This is a genomic window from Hamadaea sp. NPDC050747, assembly GCF_040654195.1.
In the GTDB taxonomy this organism is placed as follows: Bacteria; Actinomycetota; Actinomycetes; order Mycobacteriales; family Micromonosporaceae; genus Hamadaea.
Window position 1 is genome coordinate 46,315 of the sequence record NZ_JBFAHM010000025.1, and the last position, 22,082, is coordinate 68,396.

Below are 22,082 nucleotides of genomic sequence, written 5' to 3' on the forward strand. Positions count from 1 at the left end.
CCTCCCTCACTCGAGCGCGCTTCTCGCAGGTAGGCGGGACAGGAGTAGTTCTCCAGCCCGGTGGACCTCCTCGGCTGACCATGAGGTGGCGTCGGCTCCGACCGAGACCTCCGCCATGCTCACACCGCCGGGCGGCTGTTCGGTCCAGCCGCCGATGAAGCGCAGCCCGTCCTGCTCGACCATCGTGAGGAAGGCTTCCTCCAGGTCGCCGGCCACGTGTGGCAGCCAGAGCTGGAACTGCTGAGTGTGGGGCGGATCGGGAAAGACGCGGGCTCCCGGAAGTCCGGCGAGGACCGTCGCCACCGTCCGGGCGTGCGCGGCGTACTCGCGCAGGCGCGGGAGTTCCTGGTCCAGTCCGATGAGCGCGCTCAGGATGTGCGGCCACTGGATGAGAATCTGCCCGCCGTAGCGGTGCCGCCACGCCTTCGCCTCGGCGACGAACTCCGCCGAGCCGGCCAGCGCGGCACCTCCGAATGCGGCCAGGGACTTGTAGAACGAGACGTAGACGCTGTCGGCCAGGTCGGCGACGACGGGCAGATCCCGGTCGAACCAGGTCGTGCAGTCCCAGAGCCGAGCACCGTCGAAATGCACCGAGAAACCGCGGTCGCGGGCGGCCGCACACAACTCGGTGAGCTCCTCGAAGGTCGGCAGCAGGAATCCGGCTCGCCGCAAGGGCAGTTCGACGACGAGGGACGAGATCGGTTCGGCGAGCTCGCGTATCTCCTGCGCGGTCGGAGATCGGCGTGCCGTCGTGGGCCAGATAGACCGCAGCCCGGACACCGCCGCATACGCCTTGCGCTCCTCCGCCTCGATGTGACCGAGCGGGTGGAGGCCGACGGCCGGATTGCCCGTGCGTTCGGCCCACACCCGCAGCGCGATCTGCTGGGCCATCGTGCCGGTCGGGAAGTAGGCCGCCGCGGGCTTGCCGAGCAGAGCGGCCACCCGATCTTCGAGTTCGCGGACTATTCCGTCGCCATAGGCGTCCTGGGGCCGATCGAGATACGCGTCGCCCCTGCCGAGTTCGGCGAGCATCTCGCCGACGGTGAGCGGGCGGCGACCCATGAAGAGTCGCACGTCCTTTCTGGACGCGTCGAAAAGCCGACGCTCGTTATCCGCCGAAGCCATTTCTCGTCCCCCGTTTGGACGTAGCGATCGGCGTCACCCTACCGCAGTCGAGCGACTTGCGCATCGCGTCGGAATTCTCGGGAAGCGGAGTTGTCGACACAGTGTGACGCCGGCCGGCACGCGCCGGGCGAACCCCGTTGCCCGGAAGCGTTTCCATGGAGATCGTCGATGACTCATCGGCTACGAGGGCATCGTCCGTTGGTACATCGATGCAGGTCAACAAATAGGTCTTGCGAACCGGTCCTGCGGTCCGGCACAATACCGGCGTCTCACGACATCGACGGGGGACGACGGCCTCGCGGCCGGCTTCGCCGTGCGTCGAGGACTGTCCGCGATGCCGGCCGACACGAACGCCAAACGGGGAGGCGATGTGTTTTCGGTGTGTTTGGCCGACGGCCGACATTCCATTGATGTATTTACTGACATCAAGGACGTTCCGCTATCGCATTGGCCTTCAACCACAATTCCCTCCAGTGTTTATCCCACCGGTGAATGGCTGGATTCACAGCAAGGCTGGAATACGCCGACGCCGGTCTACGCGGTTCTGCGGCGGACATCGGACGACTCCGTGGCCGCAGCCGTCTCCTGCTTCCTGGCCGAGCAGCCGGATCAGGTGCGGTTCGACAACGTTCCCCGGATGCTGCTGAACGTCGACCATCCCCGTGACTTGGCCGGCTCACTCGATGAGGCCGAGGCGTCGGTGCTGCGCGAGCGGGCGGCGTCGCTGCGGGACTCGGACGCGCTGCCGTACCCGGCGCTCGTCGTCACGGCGGCCAACGCGGCGATGTTCGGCTACGCCACCACGGAGGCGGAGTCGCCGCTGCCGGACGCGGAGACCTTGGCGGCGCTGGCGGACGGGATCGACGTGATCGCCGAACGCCTCGGCGCACCTACCCGGGCCTTCTGGTACGTCCGCCCGGCCGACTTTCCGGACTTCGGCGACGAACTGGTGAAGAAGGGCTACGCGCGAACTCTGATCAACGCAGATTCCCGGCTGGACATCGCCTGGAATTCACTGGACGAATACGTCGCTTGGTTGCCGCGGAGCCGCCGCTACGACGTCAAACGGGAGATTCGGGCCTTCCGCGAGGCCGGCTATCGGGTCACGGTGGACGGTGGCGACGCCATCGACGAGCGCCTGTCCGAACTGTACGCAGGCCTGCAGCGGCGCTTCGGTTTCCCCGCCGAGCCGGGCGCCGTCCTGGCCGGTTTCCAGCGGGTGCGGGAACGGCTGGACGCCAAGATGCGGGTCTTCGTGGCCAGAGACGGCGACGAGCCACTGGGCTTCGTCCTCGCGCTCGAGCACGAAGGCGTGCTTTACACGCGGCAGGCCGGGTTCACCCGCGGAACGGGCTCGTCCTCGAACTTCATCTACTTCAACACGCTGTTCTACGAGATGATCGCGTACGCGATCGACCGGGGCCTGCGCGGCATCGAGTACGGCACCGAGTCCTTCGGCGCGAAGCTCCAGCGTGGCTGCCGGCTGCGGGCGATCGAGTCGTATGTGCGGTCGACTTCCGCCGCTCCTGAGGAACTCTCCGACTACTTCCAGCTCTACGAGCGCGCCATCGGCGCCTACATGGTTCAGCACGGGGTGGATCCGGCCAAGCTCGCCTCCTGAGCGGCGCCGCCGGCTTCTCTTCTCACATCCGCTTCATCAGTCCCCCGAGTATGCCCGAGGGAGCAGTCAGTCATGCCCAAGAACGCCTCTGTCCAGGAAATCCAGTCGTTCTACGACGAGGAGGCCAGCCGCTACTACTCGACCCGCTACATCGGCGACTCGGCGGACAGCGTCGTCTGGCGCTCCCGCGCCGACGTCGTCCTCGAGCTGACCGGAGACGTCGGCGGCGTCGTCGTGGACCTCGGTTGTGGACCGGGCGTGCTCGCTCCACGGCTGGTACGCCAGGCGGGCCGGGTCATCTCGGCCGATCTCTCCTGGGAAATGCTGAGAGTCGGCCGGGACAACCTCGGCCTGGGTCAGGATGCGCACTGGATCAACTGCGACCTCAGCCATCTGCCCTTCGCGACGGGCAGCGTCGAGGCCCTGCTGGTGATCGGGGTCTACGGACTCGTCGAGGACCGGGCCGGCGTACTGCACGAGTTCGCACGAGTGGTACAGCCCGGCGGCCGCCTCATCATCCAGACCCCCAACGCGTGGAGCCCTCGCAAGCTCGTCGAGAAGGGCACCCGGCGACTGCGGCTGTCCCGCCGTGAGGCGTATGAGAATCGGCTCGCGACCCACGGCATCGATCCGCGGCCGCTGCGTTCCGCGGAGTTCGCTCAGATGCTGCGGACCGCCGGGTTCGTCCCCAGGCGCCGTCGCTACTACGACTTCCGGCTGCCCTTCCTCAGCCGCCTCGGGGCTCGAACCGACGCGCGTACGGCGGCCGTGCTGCATCGCCTCCTGCACCGGCGACCGGTCCTCGGCCAGCTGGGCGAAGGCCTCGTTCTCGAGGCGGAGCGCCGCTAGGCGCTCGGCGCCGAGCGACCACCTTCACACGGGAGGACCTCTTCATGACCGGGCCGATCACCGAACGCCGCAGTGCAGCCGCCGCATTTCTGGCACGGACCCGCGCGGGCACCCACGCCCTGCGGGGCCGGGCGTTCCGTAGGTTCTGGCTGTCCCAGACCCTGTCCGGGACGGGTGAGTCGCTGGTGCAGCTCGCGTTGCCGTTCGTGGTGCTGGCCGCCGGAGGAACGCCACTCTCACTGGGACTCGTGCTGACCGCGTACGGGGTGGCGCGGGTGGTGGCCCTGCCGTTGGCCGGAGTGATCGCCGACATCGCCTCGCGGCGGTTGATCATGCTCTTGGCCGAGGCGGTCAAGATGATCGTCCATATCGTACTGTCGGCCGCGTTGTTCACTGGGCACGCGCACATCTGGCACCTGGTGCTCGGGTCGATCGCCTACGGTCTGGCGTACGGCACAGGCATGCCCGCGGCCACCGGGGTCGTGCCGCAACTGGTCGGGAGAGAGCTGCTCCAAGAGGCCAACGCGTTGGTCAGCCTCTCGCGCAACGCGGCACAGATCGCCGGCTTCGCCGTGTCCGGCGTCCTCATCGCCGCCTTCGACCCCGAAATTGTGTATGTGCTGGGCGGGGCGTTCTTCGGCGCCAGCGCGCTCGCCCTGGCCGGTATGCCGAACGGCACCATCATCCGGTCGCAGTCCCGTTCGCTGCTGCGCGATCTGGTGCAAGGGTGGTCCGAGCTGGCCGTTCGCCGGTGGTACTGGATCAACCTGATCACGCATTGGCTCTGGAATCTGGCGTACGCGGCCTTCTTCGTCATCGGGCCGATCATCGCGGTCCGCAGTTTCGGCGGATCCACGACGTGGAGCCTGATGTCGATCGCGGTCGCGATCGGCGGGCTGACCGGTGCGGCGGTGGCGCTCTACGTGGCGACCGACCGGCCGCTCCTGCACGGCAATCTCGCCATGGCGCTGGCGGCCCTGCCGTTCCTCGCGTTGGCGACACACTCGGGCGTCGGAGTCCTCGTCGTGGCCACCGGCGTCGCCTTCGCCGGTCCCGCGTTCCTCAACGTCGTCTGGGCCGCCACTCTCCAGGACCGGATACCCGATCACCTGCTCGCCCGGCTGAGCTCCTACGACTGGGCGTTCTCGCTGGCGGCGCTCCCGATCGGGTCGGCGATGGCGGGCTGGTCCGTCGACTCGCTCGGCGTGCCGATGACGTTGGCCTGGGCGCTGGTCTGTTGCCTGGTGCCCGGAGCAGTGGCCTTGGTGGACGGCGAACTCCGGACGTTTCGGCGCATGGGCGCCGGCGACGTGATGGAGCCAGTCGCCGCGGTGTCGGGATCGCGGGGCCGATGATGGAGCTCCAACGGATCACGCTGGCCGACGTGCCCGGGGCCGAGACCGTCATCGTCGGATTCGGCCGCTGCGGTCGCGACCTTCACCTCGGCGCCCTGCGGGAGATGGCCGCGCACCTGCGGCCGCGCCGGGTCATCGCGGTCGACCCCCGCCCGGTCCGCGACAGCGGTCCAGTCGTCGTCCATCCGTCGATGGAGCCGGCCTGGCAGTCGCTGGCCGATCCACGAAGAGCGATCTTCCACGTCGCCACCCCGCCGCAGCTGCATCAACCGGTCGTGGCGGACCTCGTCAACCGTGGCGCCCGGCGCATCATCGTGGAGAAGCCGATCGCGCCGACCGCCGCCGCGGCCGCGCTGCTGCTCCGGCACGCCGCAGCCGGCGGCGCGACGGTGATCCCGGTCGCGGTCTGGCCGCACAGCACGCTCGTTCGTGAGGCTCGACGGCACCTGATCGGCTTGACCGTCAAGTCGATGCATATCACCCAGAGCAAGATGCGGATCGAGCGGACCGTCACCGACCGCGGGCACCTCTCCGCCCTGCACGTCGAGGTCCCGCACCAGGTCATGCTGGCCATCGCCCTGGCCGGCAGCATCGCCGCGGTTCAGTCGGTCCGCACCTGGGACGCCCGGATCGACGGCCGGATCTACCCGGATCTCGGTGGCGCCCGGCTTGAGCTGCTGCACACCGGCGGCGTGCGTACCGAGATCTTCAGCGATCTCTGCGCTCCCGGTCGTCAGCGCCGCCTTCGTGTGGTCGGCGACGGCGTCGAGGTCAACGTCGACCTGCCGTTGTCTGCTGATAGTCACAGCGGCCGTATCCAGGTGTCCGGCTATACGCGGGCGGCCGATCGCTACGACCGTCCGCTCACCAGCTTCATGAACCACGCGTACGAGCTGTTCAAGGGAGGAGCCGAAGTGCCCGCGGTGGAACTCGGTCTGCACATGCAGGTCCTGAGGGTCCTGGAGGAAGCCGCCGTCCGTGCGGGCGAGGCGGCTCTGGACAAGGAGCGTGAACTGTGAAGATCCCCTTCTTCAGCGTGGCGCGAACGGTGGAGCGGTATCGGGCGGAACTGGACACTGCGCTGGCCAAGCTCGATTCGTCCGCTCTGGTCGACGGCCCGTTGACCGACGTGTTGGAACGGCGTCTGGAGCAGTACACCGGTGCGGCGTGCTGCGTCGCCGTCGGCAGCGCCACCGACGCGTTGGCGCTCGTGTTGCGCGCGACCGGCGTGGGACCGGGCGACGAGGTCATCGTTCCCGCGTACACCTTCTTCGCCACGGCCTCCACCGTGGTGCACGTCGGCGCGACGCCGGTGATAGTCGACGTCGACCCGGACTCGTACGCCATCGACCCTCGGCAGGTGGAGGCGGCGATCACACCGCGGACCCGGGCGATCATGCCGGCCCACATGTTCTCGCAGATGGCCCGGATGCAGGAGTTGTGTGAGATCGCAGACCGGCACCGGCTGATGATGATCGAGGACAGCGCCGAGGCGATCGGTATGCGGTTCGGCGGCCGGCACGCCGGATTGTGGGGCCGCGTCGGCGTGCTCTCGTTCTTTCCGACCAAGACGCTGGGCGCCTTCGGCGACGCGGGAGCGGTGATCACCGACGACGCTGAGCTCGCCGATCGCGTCCGGCGGCTCGCCCGTGACGACGGCAGCGGCTGGGCCAGCAGCTGCGACGATCTGGCCGCCGCGGTGTTGGGCTTCCGGCTCGGTCATCTCGACGAGGAGATCACCGTCCGGGCCGCCCTGGCGGAGCGGTACTCGACGATGCTGGCCGGCCTGTCACCGGTGCGAACGCCCAGGCCGCCGACGGATCACGACCCGGTCTGGTACGTCTACCTAATTGAGTGCGATCAACGCGATGACTTGGTCCGTCACCTCGCTGAGCGAGGCGTGGAGACCGAGGTCTACTACCCCCGGCCGCTCACCGAGCAGCCGTGCTTCGACGCCACGAACTCCGTCCGGCATCCCGTCCCGGTCAGCGCGCGAGCCAGCGGCCGGGCCCTGGCCCTGCCCCTCCATGCAGACCTGACCGAGCCCGAGGTCGACCTGGTCTGCGCCCACATCCGCGAGTTCTACGGAGGCCGTGATGCCTGAGACGTTTCGACGTGACCTGCTCGCCGCCACCGTCGCCGAGATCGCCGACTCGGGCGAGTTCATACTGCGGGCGTACTGCGCCGAACTCGAGTCGGCGCTTGGCGAGCGCACGGTCCTCACCGCCTCGGTACCTGCCGGTCTACTGCTCGTTCTGACCGCCGCCGGGGTCGGACCGGCATACCCGGTCCACCTCGCCAACGGCGTACGTCCGGCTGTGGCGGGGGTGTTGCGGCGGCTGAACGTCGCGCTGGTCTCGGTCGAGGAGGCCGACTGTCACATCGCGGACCATCCGGACGATCCCGATCAGCTGCTGGTCACCCGGGCTGGGCGGCCTGACGTCGTCGTCATCGACCTCGGACCGTCGTCGCGGTGGGCGGGAGTCACCGTGGCCGCCGCCGTCCGCACCTCCGACGCCGACCTTGCCGAGCGGGTCCGCTGGCTGCGCAATCACGGGCAGGACGGGCGTACCCGATTCCTCCACCAGCTCGTCGGATTCAACGCCCGCATGGACGAGATCGCCGCGGCGTATCTGCTCCGCGTGCACTTCTCAGGTGAGGACGGCCGTTGATGACGCTTTCCATGGACCGGGTGTGCGGCATCGGCGACGAGGCCGCCATAGACCTTCCCGAGCAGGTGTCGATCTTCACCGCGCTGGGATTGCGCGGGTTGGAGCTGCGTTCGGTCGCCGGGCGGTTGTCCCACGAACTGGACGATGACGCCGTTCGCCGGTTGGCCGCCACGATCGAGGACGCCCGCCTGACCGTCCCCGTCGTGGACACGCCGATCGGCGGGTGGGCCACCACACTGGCCACTCCGCTGTCCGACGAGGTCGATCTGCTGCGGGCATACGCGGCGGTCGCCCGGCGAGTGGGGTGTTCCCGGCTGCGCATCATGTCCTATCCCTCGGATGGGCGGCCCGAACCGGAGTGGGGTCGGGAGTCCATCCGGCGGGTGGGCGTACTGGTCCGCGAGGCCGTGTCGCTGGGCGTGACGCTGCTCCACGAGAACTGCCACGGATGGGCGTCCCGGGACGCCGAGTCGACGCTCGCGCTGCTGCGCGCTGTCGAAGACGAGCGACTGCGGTTGATCTTCGACGCCGGAAACGGCATGGCCTACGGATACGAGGGCTTCGAGTTCCTCCAGGCCGTCCTGCCCTGGGTGGAGCACGTGCACATCAAGGATGCCGTCCTGGTCAACGAGCAACCGGTCTGGGTGACCCCCGGACAGGGCACAGCCCGGCTGACCGAAATGCTCGAGACGCTCGCCGCCGCGGGATACGACGGGTGGCTCAGCCTCGAGCCGCATGTCGCGCTGATCCCGCACACGGGGGTCGAGGCGGCCGATGACGTCCGGGGCCGGACCTTCGCCGCCTGCGTACGCGGCCTGCGGACCTTGATCGACGGGCTGGGCTCGTGATCGGCGGGCGCCCCATTCCGTTCACCGACGACGATCGGCGGCTGCTCACCGACTTCGTTGCCGTGCCGTCGGTGAGTCCGTTGGAGGGCGGTGATCCGGCCGAATGTGAGCGGGCGCAGGACCTCTTTCAGTCCGCGGCCAGCAAGCGGGGTTTCCAGGTGGTGCTGCACGCGGCCGCGCCGGCCGCCGCGCTCCAGGCCTACGGGGTGCCGGCTCAGGTCCTGGCGGCAGCGGAAGCGGATCCAGAGTTTCTCCGGCGACAGCCGAGCGTCGTCATCGGCTTGGGTGACCCGGCGACTGTCGATCGAACCTTGATCTTCAACTTCCACGCGGACACCGTCGGTCCCCACATTCCTCCGAAGTGGATCCAGGACCGCCTGCACGCGCGTGGGGCGGCTGACGACAAGGGGCCCGGCGTGGCGGCGCTCATCGGAGTGGCGGCCGCGTACGCAGATCGGCCGGAGATCGCCCGGACGACCCGGGTCTTGATCGCCTCGGTGCCAGGAGAAGAGGGCGGCGCTATGGGCGTCTTCGGCACCCGATGGCTGGTCGACAGCGGATTCGTCGGACGGCTCATGGTCTTCGCCGAACCGACCGGCATGCGGAGCCTCGACGCCTGCTCGGCGACGATGACGGCGGCGATCCGGGTGGCGGGAGTCGACGCGACCGATGACCACCCAACGGACGGGCATAACGCCACCGTCGTCCTGGGCTGGATGGCGTCGTGGCTGGCCCGGAGGCTGGGGCCAATCGTGTCCGCGCAGGGCGCCAAGCTCACGATCGCCGGTCTGCACACCGGTCATCAGCACAACCGGGTCTACGGCACCGGCGAGCTCAAGGTCAATATCGCCTACTACACCGCGGCGGCCGCTCCCGTCCTCGAAGACGCCCTGGTCTGCCTGATCAGTCAGGCCCGGGAAGCATTCCGCGACGACCACGGCGATCTGGCGATCGTCCGGCGCGTCCTCGAGGACTGGGACCAGATCGTCGGACTCGTCTGGCTGAAGCGGGGCATCCCGCCCCTGGCGAACGAGGACGCGGCGGGCCGCGAGGTGCTGGCGATCGCCGGTCTGCCCTGGGCCGACGGGATCGCCGACGGTTCGGCGTTCACCTGCGACGCGGTCTGGGCCGGTGGCTCCGGCAGGTACGTCGTGGCCTGCGGGCCCGGGCGGCTCGACGACAACGGCGCGCACACCCCCGACGAGTGGATCGACCTGCGCGACCTCGAGGCGTACGCCGGCCGCGTGCGCGATCTCGTCCATGCGTTCGCCGACTGGACCTCCGTGAAAGGACCGATGTGATGACCTTCCGCGTTCCGGTGGCCGACCTGCACGCCTTCGCCGCCGGCTGTCTTCGGGCGGCCGGCCTCGACGAGTGGCAGGCGAATCGGGCCGCCGACGTACTCACCTACTCCGATGTGCGAGGGTGCACGACGCACGGCACTTTCACACTGTCGAGCATCTACCTGCCGCGACTGCGCGACGGCCGGATCCGCCCGGACGGCGTCACGTCGGTCGTTCGGGACACCGGTCCTTGCGTGCTCGTCGACGCCGGACGGCGGCTTGGTCTGGTCGCCGGAACCGAAGCCGTTGACCTCGCCGTCGCGCGGGCCCGCCGATTTGGCATCGGCGCGGTCGGGGTGCGTGACAGTACGCATTTCGGCAGCGCGGGCTTCTATACGACACGAGCCGCCCAAGCCGGCCTGCTGGGGGTGGCGACGACGAATTGCGGCGCGCAGGCGATCGCCCCGCCGATCGGGGGCAGCCGCCGTCTGCTCGGCACGAATCCGGTGAGCGCGGCTGTCCCCACCGCCGGTGAGGCGCCCTTCGTGCTCGACATGAGCACGACCACCGTCGCCACGGGCAAGCTACGAGCAGCCCAGCTGAGTGGAAAGGACATCCCGGCTGGGTGGCTTCAGGATTCCGGCGGCGGCGATTGTCTCGATCCCGGTGCCTACTACCGCGGCGAGGCCGATCTCACCTGGCTCGGCGGGCGGCTCGAAACCGGCGCGGCGAAGGGCTTCGGCCTCGGCATTCTCGTCGAGATGCTCGCCGGGGCCTTGACGGGCGGTTCCGTGGGGCCGAGCGCGGGCGACAGTGACGACGACATCGGCCACTTCTTCCTGGTGATCGACCCGCAAGCGTTCGTAGGCTCCAAGGAGTTCACGAGCGCCGCCGACGCACTGCTGGAGACGATCGCCGATTCGCCGGCTCAGCCGGGCTGGGGTCCGGTGCAATATCCGGGACTGCCGGAGGCGCGGGCGTACGCCGAATCCGCCGCGGGGGGAGTGGCTTTGCCGGATCATGTCCTGACGGCGTTGGACCAGGCCGCGACCGATCTTGGCCAGCCACCGCTGAGCGAGTGGGGCGTACGCGCATGACTCGTGCTGTCGGCGTCATCGGCCTCGGCGCCATCTCACCGTATTTCTGCGCCGCGATCCGGGACAACCCTCGATGGCGGCTGGCGGCCGTGTGCGATCGCGACCCCGAACGGTGCGCACCCTTCGTCGCGCAGGGCGTTCCCGCTTTCGGCGCGTACCAGGATCTGCTGGAGTCCGAGCTCGTGGAGGCCGTGGTCGTGACGCTCCCCAACGACTTGCACCCCGAGGTGGTCCGCGCCGCGCTCGACCGTGGACTGGACGTATGCTGCGAGAAGCCGCTGGCTACCGACGCGGATGAAGCGCGCCGGCTGGCGGAGGCAGCCGTCCGGCGGGGACGCACGCTGCTGACCGCGTCGCACCGGAGGTATAACCGGCACCTCGTCGAGCTGGCGAACTCGTTGCCGCCGCGGGCTGAGATCACCCGGGTGGTGAGCCGGTACTACGAGGACATCACGGAGCACACCGGCGGCGAAACCTGGTACTTCGACTCGCGGCGGTGCGGAGGCGGTTGCCTGATGGACAACGGACCCAACGCGGTGGACGTGGTCCGGCGGCTACTCGGCGAGTTGACGGTCACCGGCGGAACGATCGCGGCCGAACGCGACGGAGTCGAATATCGGGCTTTGATCGAGTTGGCGACCGCGGACGGCATCCCGGTCGAGGTCGATCTGGACTGGGCGTACCGGGGCCAGGTTAAGGACGTGACCGTGGAGACGGCGGACGGTCGTCGCCTGGTCGCCGACATGCTGGCCGGCTTCGACGGTCTCAAGGGCTCGCTGGCCCACGAGTACGCGGCGATCATGGCGGACTTCGCCGACCGGGCCGACCAGGTCGCCGTCCCGGACGACGGCCCGGCAGTCGTCTCGCTGATCGAAGACGCGTATCGGCTGGCCGGGCGGAGCGAGCGGTGAACGCGGACCGACGCGGACTCGCATGCAGACCGCTCGGGCGTACCGGCATCAAGGTCACCGAACTGGGTCTGGGCGGGGCTCCGCTGAGCGGGCGGTTCGGTGATGTTCCCGTGGAGCGGGTGTACGAGGTACTTGACACCGCGCTCGAAACGGGAATCGGCCTGGTCGACACGGCGGCGCGATACGCCGGGGGCCGGGCAGAATCGGATATCGGCGGCTATTTCGCCAAGTCCGGCTGGGGGAGCGTCGTCATCAGCACCAAAGTCGTGCCGCACACCGCCGGCCCAGGAGCGGTTCGGGCCGGCGTCGAGGCGTCGATGTCCCGGCTGGGCCGCACGCACCTGGAGATCGTGCTGCTTCACGACCCCTACGGCCTGCCGACCCCGGAGCTCGCGGCCAACATCCAGGCGCTGCAAGACCTGCAGGCGGAGGGTCTGATTGGCGCGGTCGGCGTAGGCATCGGAGACGTGCCGACGCTCGAACACGCCGTGGCCGACCTCGGGGTGGACTGCGTACTGCTCTCGGCTCGATACACGCTGTTGGATCAGACCGCGGCCGGGGGCCTGCTGCCACTGTGCCGGGAACGAGGTACCGGCGTGATCCTGGGCAGTGTCTTCAACAGCGGAATCCTGGCGACTGGCGACCGGCCGGGGGCGCGTTTTCACTATGACCAGCACGTCCCGGCAGACGTGCTGGACCGTGTACGCCGCGCGCAGCGGTCATGCGACCGGCACGGGGTCGTTCTGGCCGCGGCCGCGCTCCAGTTCGCGCTCGCGCATCCGGCGGTCTCCAGTGTCCTGATCGGCACGACCGAACCACGGCACCTCGCCCGGAACGTGGCGGTCGCGACGACGCCGATCCCGGCCGCCTTCTGGGCGGACCTGGTGGCCGACGGCGTACTGCCTGGCGATGCGATCATTCCCGGCGACGCCGGGTGACCCCTGACGGAGAGGAAACGAGGTCATGTCCCGACTCGACGACGGCATCATCGGCATCCTGGCCTGCCCGGCCGACCACGCGTCCTTGGACTACGACGGCGTCGCCGAGGAGCTCGTCTGCACCAGGTGCGCCACAGTCTACGAAGTGCGGGACGGCATTCCCGTGCTCCTGCCGGACCCATCCGCCGGACCGTGTTGACATGGGCGCCGCCCCGGACGACATCGTCGTCGTCACCGATCTGGACGAGCGTCGCATACCGCAACTGGCGGCGCTCTACGCCGAGACCTGGTGGGCCGGTGACCGTACCGAGACGGAGATCGCCGGGCTCGTCCGGGGATCGGATCTTGTCGTAGGTCTCGTCCGTCGGGCCGACGATCGCCTTGTCGGATTCTGCCGCGTCCTGACCGACTGGGCCTACGTGGCGCTGATCTTCGACGTGGTCGTCGCCGGGGACGTCCGGGGACAGGGGCTCGGCGATCGGCTGCTGGGCGAGGTCGTCGCCCGCCCCGAGCTGTCGGCCGTTCGCAGTCTCGAACTCGTCTGCCGGCCGGACCTCGTCGGCTTCTATCGCCGGTGGGGTTTCACCGACGAGGTCGGCGGATCGCGGCTGATGCGGCGTACGACGGATCCTCGGCTCGGGGCCGTGGGCGATCGCGCCCACGACCCCGTTGTGACCTGAGGCTCGTCACCTCACCTGGTACGCCCGAATGAGCGTCTCGTCGACGGTGTGACCGCCGGTGTCGATGCCGCGTACCTTCAGGGAGATGAAGGTGCCCGCCTTCTGCGGCAGGAAGGCGTACCACCCGTGCGCTGTGCGTACGACATGGACTGTCGTCCACCGCGCGCCGTCGTCGGTCGAGACCTGCACGTCGAGCCGGGTGAGTGGAGCCGTGACGATGCCCGGCTGCGTGCCGACGACGATCGGGACCATGGCGATCGGCGCCGGAGCGGCGTAGTTGTCCTCGCTGAGGTCCGGAGCGAAGCCGACGCTCGTTACCGGCACGCGGACGAAGCCGTAGTCCGGCCCGTCGGGATCGGTGTGCCCGGACCGGAACGTCCAGGTGCCCGCGACGGCCGTGCCGAGCCGCGCGTCGCGGGTCGTCCGGACCTCCAGCCGGTACTCGGCGGCATCCGCCGGCACCGCCACGCGGAGCGAGGTGTCCGGCTGCTCCGCGATGAGCCGGCCGTCGCGGTAGAGCCGGATCGACGCGGAGCTGTACATGCCGTAGCCGGCGTGCCCGGCGGCGTCGCTGACGACCGGGACGTCGATGAACAGTTCGTCACCGCGCCGGCTGACGGGGCCGACGAGGCTGGGCGGATTCGCGAACGACGGGCCGTAGGGCGCGCCGTTCCACGTCGTTGCCGGTGCCTGCCCGGCGGGGTAGTGCTTCACCGCCCCGATCAGGCTCGCGTCGAAGGTGAGTCCGCCTTGGGCCTCGACCACTTCGTCGAGGCCGGACTGGTAGTACGCGGCGGTGTCGTAGTAGACGGTGCGGTGCAGGGGAAGATGCGACGGCACGCCCGAGGCCCACGCGCCGTCGTCTTTTGTGGGCAGCGCGAACGTGTACGCGTACCCGATGGCGTCCGGCATGTGCCGCCGGTAGACGACCTTCTCCGTCGCCAGGCCGGCTGACCCGATCTGCCGGGTCAAGCCCGTCGGGAAACCGCCGTCGACTCGCCAGGCGCCGTGGTGCAGGGCGGGCGCGTCGGCGACGTCGCCCTCCGGCCCGTTCCGCCAGAGCAGAGCGCTGACGTTGGTGTAAACGTCGGTCACCGGCGTATCGGTCACCTGGCCGGTGTAATAGCCGGACGAAAGATAACCGCCGGCCGCGAACGAGTACCCGAAGTTCCCCGATGGTAAGAAGGAGACGTTCGTCGTGAGCTCGCCGTCGTCGACGGTGCCGCCCGCCGAGGTGATCTTGATCGGCTGGCCGATCCGGGCGTCCAGCGTCTCCGTCTTGTCCCGATCGAGCACGAGCTTGGCGTCGACCAGGGTGGTCGTAGCGCCGTCCTCGGCCCAGATGGTGCTCGTCACGAAATAGCGTCCGGCCGGCACACGGAGCGAGGTGACGTCGGAGCCGACGGTGAAGTGCGCGCCGTTCTCGCTCACGAGGTCGGTGACGTGCTGTCCACTCGGTACGCCGTCACGGCCGATGGTGTCGAGGGTGAGGGTGTAGCTCTCGGCCTCCCGCTCGACGCCGAACGGGACGCTGACGGAGACGCCGTCAGCGGTGCCGACGAGCTGGCCGGAGTACCGGCCGTCGGGCACGTCCGCCCGAGTGTCGGCCGTGAACGTCACCGTCGCTGTACCGCCCGCGGGGACGGTCACACTGGTCGCGCTCAGCGAGAACATCGCCAGACCGGTTCCCCGGACGGCGAGCTGGAGCGTGACATCGGCTGCCCCGCTGTTGTGGTAGCCGACCGTCTTGGTGATCGGGGTGTCGTCGCCGTGGGGCCATACCGCGGTGCCGAAGCTGACCGACGGTTCCGTGACGGTGATCGTCTGCCCGATCGCCCGAGCCAGGTCGACCCGGCCCGCGCCCTGCCCGTACGCGCCGACGCCGTCGAGCGGCTTCGCCGAGGCCATCAGGGTCGCCTTCAGCTGCGCCGGTGTCCATTGCGGATGCTGTTGCACCAGCAGAGCCGCGGCTCCGGCCGTGTGCGGCGTCGCCATCGAGGTGCCCGACAGCGTCGCGTACGGGTCGCCGGGTGTGCAGAGGAGGCCCACCGAGCTGCAGGCGGCCACGATGTCGACGCCGGGCGCGGAGATCTCGGGCTTCACCGCCCCATCGCCGACCCGGGGTCCCCGGCTGGAGAAGGGCGCCAGCTCGTCGGTCTTCGACGTGGCGGCGACGGCGAGCGCGGCGTCCGCACTGGCCGGCGAGCCCACCGTCCGGTCGCCGAACTCGCCCTCGTTGCCGGCCGCGATGACGAACAGCGTCCCGTACTGTGCGGTCAGGTCGTTGACCGCCTGCTCCAGGGGGTCGACGTCCGGCGTGTCGGTGCCGCCGAGGCTCAGGTTCACGACGTCCGCGCCCTGCTCGGCCGCCCACTGCATCCCGGCCAGGATCCACGACTCGGCACAGCCGAACTTGACGCACACCTTGCCGTTGAGCAGCTTCGCGTCGGGAGCCACGCCTTTGTACCGCCCGCCCGACGCCGCGCCGCTGCCCGCGATCGTGGAGGCGACGTGGGTGCCGTGGCCGACGTGGTCACGGTCGTCCTCGTCCGGGTACTCCGCCGCGAAGTTCACCGACGAGACGACCTTGCCCGCCAGATCCGGGTGGGTCAAATCGATCCCGGTGTCCAGCACGGCCACCGTGACTCCCTGACCGGTCCAGCCCGACTGCCAGGCCGTCGGCGCGCCGATCAGCGGCACGCTGACATCGAGGGTCGGGCGGCGTACGCCGTCCAGCCAGACCTTAGCCCCGGCGAGCGGCCTGGCCGCCGTACGCCGGTCGTGCCCCGTCAGACCCTGCCACAACACGCCCAGCTGCTTCTTGTCGGCCTTCGCCGCCCGGCCCTTGATCGACGTGAGCGGTTTGCCGAGCTTCAGTCCGGCGTCGGCGGGCGGAGTGCCCGGCCCCGTCATGATCAACGGCAGATCAGGACGCCGTTGGTCGTAGCCGAAGTCGATCAACGACGTCACGTCGAACAGCCGGGCGTCCAACCGGCCCGCCTGAAGCAGCGGTCGCGCGTCGGACGGAATCACGGTGACGTGGTCGCCGTGCCGCGACATCGTGAAGGTGACGCGTTCCCGGCCGGCGCCCCGGAGGACGGCCACGTTCGTGCCGGTGATCTGGACGACGTCCCCGGTGATCAAGGTGACCAGTCGTGTGGTCGCGTCCCGGCCGGGCTGGGTCGCGGTGTGCGAAACGGTGCTGCTCGCGAAGCCGGGCTGGGCGACGACGCTGCCGCCGCCCAGCACCAGCACAGCCAAAGCGGCCGCCGCCAGGCGACCGCCTCCCCGTTGGATGCGTAGCATGACCTCCCCTAACTGTGGACGAGACATCCTTGAATGAGTGGATGCCTCCTCCACATAAGACGACCGAGCACCCCTGGACGGGTGCACCGATCGCGGGGAGGATTTTCCGGCGGCTCGGACGGGGCTAGAAGCCGAGGCGGCGCAACAGCTTCGGGTCGCGCTGCCACTCCTTGGCGACGCGTACGTGCAAGTCGAGGTAGACCTTCGTGCCGAGCAGGTCCTCGATCTCGGCCCGGGCGGTCGCGCCGATGTTCTTCAACCGGGAGCCGCCCGCGCCGATGACGATCGCCTTCTGGCTGGGCCGCTCCACGTAGACGTCGGCGAAGACCCGGGTCAGCCGCTCCTCCGGCAGGATCTCCTCGACCAGCACCGCGATCGAGTGCGGCAGCTCGTCGCGTACGCCTTCCAGCGCCGCCTCCCGGATCATCTCGGCGATGAGCACGTGCTCCGGCTCGTCGGTGAGCATGTCGTCCGGGTAGAGCCGGGGCGACTTCGGCAGGTGCCCGACCATGACGTCGACGAGGACGTCGAGCTGGTCGCCGGCGACCGCGCTGACCGGGACGACGTCGGCGAAGTCGCCGAGCTGGCTGACCGCGAGCAGCTGCTCGGCCAGGGCCTGCTTGCTCACCAGGTCGGTCTTGGTGACGACGGCGACGACCTTGGCCTTCAGCTCGGCGATCTCGGTGGCGATGAACTTGTCGCCCTTGCCGACCGGCTCGTCGGCCGGGATGCAGAGGCCGATCACGTCCACCTCCGACCAGGTCGTCCGGACCAGGTCGTTGAGGCGCTCGCCGAGCAGCGTCCGCGGCCGGTGCAGCCCGGGGGTGTCGACCAGCACGAGCTGGGCGTCCGGCCGGTGCAGCACGGCCCGGATGACATGCCGGGTGGTCTGTGGCTTGTTCGACGTGATCGCGATCTTCTGCCCGATGATCGCGTTGGTCAGGGTCGACTTGCCGGCGTTCGGTCGCCCGACGAAACAGGCGAAACCGGCACGGAACTGATCATCAGCCACACGACTACGCTACCGGTCGGGCCGGATCGCCCATGAGGCGGGCGGAAACCCGGTCGCGGGGCGCGGGGGTCGGCCGACTACCCTGGTCGGGTAGTTTGCCGCGTTTCGTAGCCCGCCGATGTCACTTATCGAGGAGCCCTGCCATGACCACGGTTGCGCCGCCCGCGTACGACGAAGTGACCGCGACGTTCGAGCCGGTCATCGGGCTGGAGACGCACGTCGAGCTGGGCACCCGGACCAAGATGTTCTGCGGCTGCCCGACCGCCTTCGGCGCCGCGCCCAACACCCAGGTCTGCCCCGTCTGCCTGGGCCTGCCCGGCAGCCTGCCGGTGGCGAACAAGGCCGCGATCGAGGCGACGATCCGGATCGGACTGGCGCTCAACTGCTCGATCGCCGAGTGGTGCCGGTTCGCGCGCAAGAACTACTTCTACCCGGACATGCCGAAGAACTACCAGATCAGCCAGTACGACGAGCCGCTGTGCACCGACGGCTGGCTCGACGTCGAGGTCGACGGCGAGATGGTGCGGATCGGCATCGAGCGGGTGCACCTCGAGGAGGACACCGGCAAGACGCTGCACGTCGGCGGGGCGACCGGCCGGATTCACGGCGCGTCGGAGTCGCTGGTGGACTACAACCGGGCCGGCATCCCGCTGGTGGAGATCGTGACGAAGCCGGTCCCGGGCATCGGAGCCAAGGCGCCGATCGTCGCGCGGGCGTACGTCAGCGAACTCCGGGACGTCATCCGTTCGCTCGGCGTCTCCGACGTACGCATGGAGCAGGGTTCGCTCCGCTGCGACGTGAACACCTCCCTCAACCGGCCGGGCGAGGAGTGGGGCACGCGTACCGAGACGAAGAACGTGAACAGCCTGCGCAGCGTGGAGCGCGCGGTGCGGTCGGAGATGATCCGCCAGGCGGCCGTGCTCAGCACGGGCGGCAAGATCACCCAGGAGACCCGCCACTTCCACGAGGACACCGGCGAGACCACCTCGGGCCGCTCCAAGGAGGAGGCGACCGACTACCGGTACTTCCCGGAGCCGGACCTCGTGCCGCTCGCGCCGGACACGGCCTGGGTACGCGAGTTGCAGGCGGCCCTGCCGGAGCTGCCCCGAGTGCACCGCCAGCGGCTCCAGAGCGAGTGGGGCCTGTCCGACCTGGACATGCAGTCGGTCGTGAACGCCGGCGCGGTCGAGCTGATCGAGGCCACCATCGCGGCGGGCACCACGGCCGAGGCCGCCCGTAAGTGGTGGCTCGGCGAGCTGTCGCGCAAGGCGAACGAGACCGGCGTCGAGCTGGCCGCCATCGGCGCCACCCCGCAGCAGGTCGCCCAGCTGCAGAAGCTCGTCGACGACGGCAAGCTGACCGACAAGCTGGCCCGTCAGGTGCTCGAAGGCGTCGTCGCCGGCGAGGGCGACCCGGAGCAGATCATGCAGGCCCGGGGCATCGAGGTCGTCTCCGACTCGGGTGCGCTGACCCTCGCCGTCGACGAGGCGATCGCGGCCAACCCCGAGGTCGCGGACAAGATCCGTGGCGGCAACGTCGCGGCGGCCGGTGTGCTCATCGGCGCGGTGATGAAGGCGACCAGGGGGCAGGCGGACGCGAAGACCGTCCGCGAGCTGGTCCTCAGCCGCCTCAGCTGAGCTTCGCGCGAAGCGCGCTGGCTGGCGGACGCGCTGTCGCTGGATCACGGATCCGGGTGGAATCTTGGGCCAAGATTCCACCACGAACCCTGATCCAGCGTCGAAAGGTACGGCTCAGCCGGTCGGGGTCGGCGTCGGGGCGACCGAATCGAAAGGTGCGACCTTTCGGGTCAGGGAGACCTGCGCCAACCCTGTTCCGCCCACATGGATGTCGTCGTACGCCTGAAGCTCCACGCCGCCGTTGCCGTCCGGTGCGGAGAAGTACAGCACGGACATGGCCAGCGGCAACGGCGTACCGGATTCGAGTCCGCGGAGGCCCGCGCCGCCGGTGGAGCCCTGGATCATGAGCAGGCTGGAGTCGGCCGTGGCGCCGGAGCCCGGCTCGGCGGGCATGGTCGAGACCGAGCGGGCGTGGGTGTGCCCGGCGAGGATGATCGGGCAGTGCCCCGCGATGGGGCCCGCCGCGACCGGATCGTGGATCAGCGCCACGTCGACCTTGCCGTCCTGCGCGTCGATGGTGCGGGCGAGCTTGGTCCCGGTCGAGCGGACCAGTTCCACGGTCTTGTCGGTGCGCAGCGAGTCGTCGGGGCGGTTCTCCTTGTCCGGGGTGAACCGGGGATCGCCGATGCCGGCGAAGGTGAGGCCCTTGACGGTGGTGATCCCGTTCTCCAGGACGATCGCGTTCGGCTGCTGGGCGACCTCCGCCGAGGTCCGCGCCGAGTCGTGGTTGCCCCGGATGTAGATGTAGGGCACCTTGAGCAGTGCGATCGAGTCGGCGTACGAGCCTTCCATCTCGCTGCCCCAGTCGTTGATGTCGCCGGTGTCGACCACGACGTCGATCTTGAACTGCTCCACGACGGATCGGACGACGGTCCACGCCGCCGGGTTCAGGTGCATGTCCGAGATGTGCAGTACGCGGACCGTCCCGGGCGCGGGATCGTAGGTGGGCAGCGACGACAGTGTGCTGTAGAGCGTCGAGACGTTGTTGACCAGTTTCTGCAGCTGATCGGCGTACGCGGTGTAGTTCTGCGCGATCTTCCGCGCGTCGCCCACGACGGCCGGAGCGTTGGCGAGCAACCCGTCATAGCGCGGCTCGGACAGGGCGTCGGCCCGGAAGGTGGCCAGCGCGAACCCCAGAGATCCCCCGGTGATCACCAAGGCCAGCCCACCGCACAACGCCACCCGGCTCATCCGCCGGAAGACCAGCGCGGCGAGCGCCATGGAGGCGAGGACCGAGACCGACAGCGTACGCAGCACGAGCCGGACGAGACCGCTGAGCACGTCGTCCACGGCGTGCTCACTGGCCCGGGTGATCGCGGTGCGATCCGTGATGAGCTGCTCGGTCCGCCCGCGGTCCAGCGACTCCATCTTGACCGAGACGTGAGCCGGCCCGTCGTGGGTGTCGAAGCTGAGCGATCCGAGCGGAGGGATGTCGACCTCGCTGTCCCCGTACAACGTGGGCTCGATCGACAACGTGGCCTGGAACGGGCCCACCGGGGTGGCGGTGTGCGCCCCGAGGGCGACGCCCAGCCAGACGCCGGCGACGGTGACGATGAGGACACCCAGGACGCGCACGGCAGCGCGCAGCCCCTTGGCGTCGATGATCGTCCTAACCCGTCGTGGCCCCATCAACCAAGACTTACCCGAAGAATCCGGTCATCGCTACTCTCGGGCTGGCCGCGTCCGTCCCTATTGCTGGTCAGAACCCAGATAGATCCGTCCGGGGCGGCCGCGGCGTGACGCAACCGGCCGTACTGGTCCAGCAGCGCCGCGACCGGCGGCCCGGCCAGCGTCCCGGCCGAACCGTTCACCGGCAGCACCCACAAGCGCCGTCCCCGCAGGCACGCCGCGATCAGCCGATCCTGGCTGATCGTCGCGCCGGAACAGGACGCCTCGTCCGGCTCCCAGGCGACGACCGGGTCGACGAATCGCGCGTCGTGGGCGGCGCCCTCGACCTCCGGCCAGCCGTAGTTCTTGCCCGGCTCGATGCGGTTGATCTCGTCCCAGTCGTTCTGGCCGAACTCGGTCGCCCACATGTGCCCGCCCGAGTCCCAGGCGAAGCCCTGCACGTTGCGGTGTCCGTAGGACCAGACCAGCGAGTCGCCGAAGGGATTGCCGGGCGCGGGCTTGCCGTCGGTGGTCATCCGGAGGATCTTGCCGCCGAGGCTCTTGAGATCCTGGGAGTTGCCCCGATGCGAGGCGTCGCCGGTGCCGGCGTACAGGAAACCGTCGGGCCCGAAGGCGAGCCGCCCGCCGTTGTGGATGCCCGAGATCGGGATGCCGGTGACGATCGGCTGGGGCTGGCCGCCGATCTTCCAGCGGACGATCCGATTGTCCTGCTTGGTCGTGTAGTAGAGGAACAACGTCTGGTCCTGGGCGTACTGCGGCGACGCCGCGATGCCCATCAGGCCGCCCTCGCCGTTCGAGTCCGCGTCCGCGATCTTGCCGACCTCCCGCTGCGCGCCGTCGGCCGTGACGGCGAGCACCCGACCGCTGTCGCGTTCGGTGACGAGCGCGGAGCCGTCCGGCAGGAACGCCACGCCCCACGGCACCTCCAGCTTCTCCGCCAGCACGCTCGTGCCCACCACGCTCGGCGGCCGCGTGCTCTCAGGGCTGCCCGGCATCGTCGGCGCGGACGCCGCCACGGAGTCCGGGCTGCGGTCATCGGAGCAGCCGGCCAGGCCGGCTCCCACGGTCACGGTCGCGATCGCCAAAGCGAGGGCACGGCGCATGGCACCAACCCTACGC

19 protein-coding genes are annotated in these 22,082 nt (G+C 69.5%); 14 read left to right on the plus strand and 5 right to left on the minus strand.

Going from position 1 to position 22,082, the window contains the following annotated elements; translation table 11 throughout:
- Positions 1 to 6: 6 nt before the first annotated feature.
- Entirely contained in the window at positions 7 to 1,074 is a 1,068-nt protein-coding gene (locus AB0H43_RS37925; protein ID WP_360008225.1) for a beta-eliminating lyase-related protein, read from the minus strand.
- 385 nt (positions 1,075 to 1,459) lie between these two features.
- On the opposite strand from AB0H43_RS37925, the gene AB0H43_RS37930 reads away from it, so the two are divergent.
- The 13 genes from AB0H43_RS37930 (at position 1,460) to AB0H43_RS37990 (ending at position 13,379) form a co-directional block, all read left to right on the plus strand.
- Positions 1,460 to 2,746 (plus strand): GNAT family N-acetyltransferase, encoded by a 1,287-nt coding sequence (locus AB0H43_RS37930; RefSeq protein WP_360008228.1) that lies wholly within the window; start codon positions 1,460 to 1,462, stop codon positions 2,744 to 2,746.
- Between the two features lie 72 nt (positions 2,747 to 2,818).
- Positions 2,819 to 3,595 carry a methyltransferase domain-containing protein gene (locus AB0H43_RS37935; RefSeq protein WP_360008230.1) on the plus strand — a complete coding sequence of 259 codons (777 nt, stop codon included), beginning with the start codon at positions 2,819 to 2,821 and terminating at the stop codon, positions 3,593 to 3,595.
- A gap of 44 nt (positions 3,596 to 3,639) precedes the next feature.
- Entirely contained in the window at positions 3,640 to 4,950 is a 1,311-nt protein-coding gene (locus AB0H43_RS37940) for an MFS transporter (protein ID WP_360008233.1), read from the plus strand.
- Positions 4,947 to 5,969: a Gfo/Idh/MocA family oxidoreductase gene (locus AB0H43_RS37945; RefSeq protein WP_360008236.1), complete on the plus strand. Its 1,023-nt coding sequence runs from the start codon at positions 4,947 to 4,949 to the stop codon at positions 5,967 to 5,969. The genes AB0H43_RS37940 and AB0H43_RS37945 overlap by 4 nt, the downstream gene beginning before the upstream one ends.
- Complete coding sequence (locus tag AB0H43_RS37950) at positions 5,966 to 7,054, plus strand: DegT/DnrJ/EryC1/StrS family aminotransferase (RefSeq protein ID WP_360008239.1); 1,089 nt, start codon at positions 5,966 to 5,968, stop codon at positions 7,052 to 7,054. The genes AB0H43_RS37945 and AB0H43_RS37950 overlap by 4 nt, the downstream gene beginning before the upstream one ends.
- Positions 7,047 to 7,622, plus strand: a complete 576-nt coding sequence (locus AB0H43_RS37955; RefSeq protein ID WP_360008242.1) for a DegT/DnrJ/EryC1/StrS family aminotransferase — start codon at positions 7,047 to 7,049, stop codon at positions 7,620 to 7,622. The genes AB0H43_RS37950 and AB0H43_RS37955 overlap by 8 nt, the downstream gene beginning before the upstream one ends.
- Positions 7,622 to 8,470, plus strand: coding sequence for a sugar phosphate isomerase/epimerase family protein (locus AB0H43_RS37960; protein ID WP_360008245.1), 849 nt, complete (start codon positions 7,622 to 7,624; stop codon positions 8,468 to 8,470). Before AB0H43_RS37955 ends, AB0H43_RS37960 begins: the two co-directional genes overlap by 1 nt.
- Positions 8,467 to 9,771: a M20/M25/M40 family metallo-hydrolase gene (locus AB0H43_RS37965; RefSeq protein ID WP_360008247.1), complete on the plus strand. Its 1,305-nt coding sequence runs from the start codon at positions 8,467 to 8,469 to the stop codon at positions 9,769 to 9,771. Before AB0H43_RS37960 ends, AB0H43_RS37965 begins: the two co-directional genes overlap by 4 nt.
- Positions 9,771 to 10,850 (plus strand): Ldh family oxidoreductase, encoded by a 1,080-nt coding sequence (locus AB0H43_RS37970; RefSeq protein ID WP_360008249.1) that lies wholly within the window; start codon positions 9,771 to 9,773, stop codon positions 10,848 to 10,850. Before AB0H43_RS37965 ends, AB0H43_RS37970 begins: the two co-directional genes overlap by 1 nt.
- On the plus strand, positions 10,847 to 11,761 hold the full coding sequence (locus AB0H43_RS37975) for a Gfo/Idh/MocA family oxidoreductase (RefSeq protein ID WP_360008252.1): 915 nt from the start codon (positions 10,847 to 10,849) through the stop codon (positions 11,759 to 11,761). The genes AB0H43_RS37970 and AB0H43_RS37975 overlap by 4 nt, the downstream gene beginning before the upstream one ends.
- Positions 11,758 to 12,699: an aldo/keto reductase gene (locus AB0H43_RS37980; protein WP_360008255.1), complete on the plus strand. Its 942-nt coding sequence runs from the start codon at positions 11,758 to 11,760 to the stop codon at positions 12,697 to 12,699. The genes AB0H43_RS37975 and AB0H43_RS37980 overlap by 4 nt, the downstream gene beginning before the upstream one ends.
- A 25-nt stretch (positions 12,700 to 12,724) precedes the next feature.
- Positions 12,725 to 12,898, plus strand: a complete 174-nt coding sequence (locus AB0H43_RS37985) for a Trm112 family protein (RefSeq protein WP_360008257.1) — start codon at positions 12,725 to 12,727, stop codon at positions 12,896 to 12,898.
- Position 12,899: 1 nt separating this feature from the next.
- Entirely contained in the window at positions 12,900 to 13,379 is a 480-nt protein-coding gene (locus AB0H43_RS37990) for a GNAT family N-acetyltransferase (protein WP_360008260.1), read from the plus strand.
- Between the two features lie 6 nt (positions 13,380 to 13,385).
- On the opposite strand, the gene AB0H43_RS37995 is transcribed toward AB0H43_RS37990, so the two are convergent.
- Positions 13,386 to 16,685 (minus strand): S8 family serine peptidase, encoded by a 3,300-nt coding sequence (locus AB0H43_RS37995; protein WP_360008263.1) that lies wholly within the window; start codon positions 16,683 to 16,685, stop codon positions 13,386 to 13,388.
- 124 nt (positions 16,686 to 16,809) lie between these two features.
- The gene (era, locus tag AB0H43_RS38000; RefSeq protein WP_360008266.1) at positions 16,810 to 17,697 is read right to left on the minus strand and encodes a GTPase Era; all 888 of its coding nucleotides are present in this window, start codon (positions 17,695 to 17,697) and stop codon (positions 16,810 to 16,812) included.
- 143 nt (positions 17,698 to 17,840) lie between these two features.
- Here era and gatB point away from each other — a divergent pair, with 143 nt between their 5' ends.
- Complete coding sequence (gene gatB, locus AB0H43_RS38005) at positions 17,841 to 19,334, plus strand: Asp-tRNA(Asn)/Glu-tRNA(Gln) amidotransferase subunit GatB (protein ID WP_360008268.1); 1,494 nt, start codon at positions 17,841 to 17,843, stop codon at positions 19,332 to 19,334.
- Positions 19,335 to 19,448: 114 nt separating this feature from the next.
- Here gatB and AB0H43_RS38010 read toward each other — a convergent pair whose 3' ends face one another.
- Together AB0H43_RS38010 and AB0H43_RS38015 are read right to left on the minus strand one after the other, a co-directional pair.
- The gene (locus AB0H43_RS38010) at positions 19,449 to 20,963 is read right to left on the minus strand and encodes a metallophosphoesterase (protein ID WP_360008270.1); all 1,515 of its coding nucleotides are present in this window, start codon (positions 20,961 to 20,963) and stop codon (positions 19,449 to 19,451) included.
- Positions 20,963 to 22,066: a PQQ-dependent sugar dehydrogenase gene (locus tag AB0H43_RS38015; protein WP_360008273.1), complete on the minus strand. Its 1,104-nt coding sequence runs from the start codon at positions 22,064 to 22,066 to the stop codon at positions 20,963 to 20,965. The genes AB0H43_RS38010 and AB0H43_RS38015 overlap by 1 nt, the downstream gene beginning before the upstream one ends.
- Positions 22,067 to 22,082: the final 16 nt, after the last annotated feature.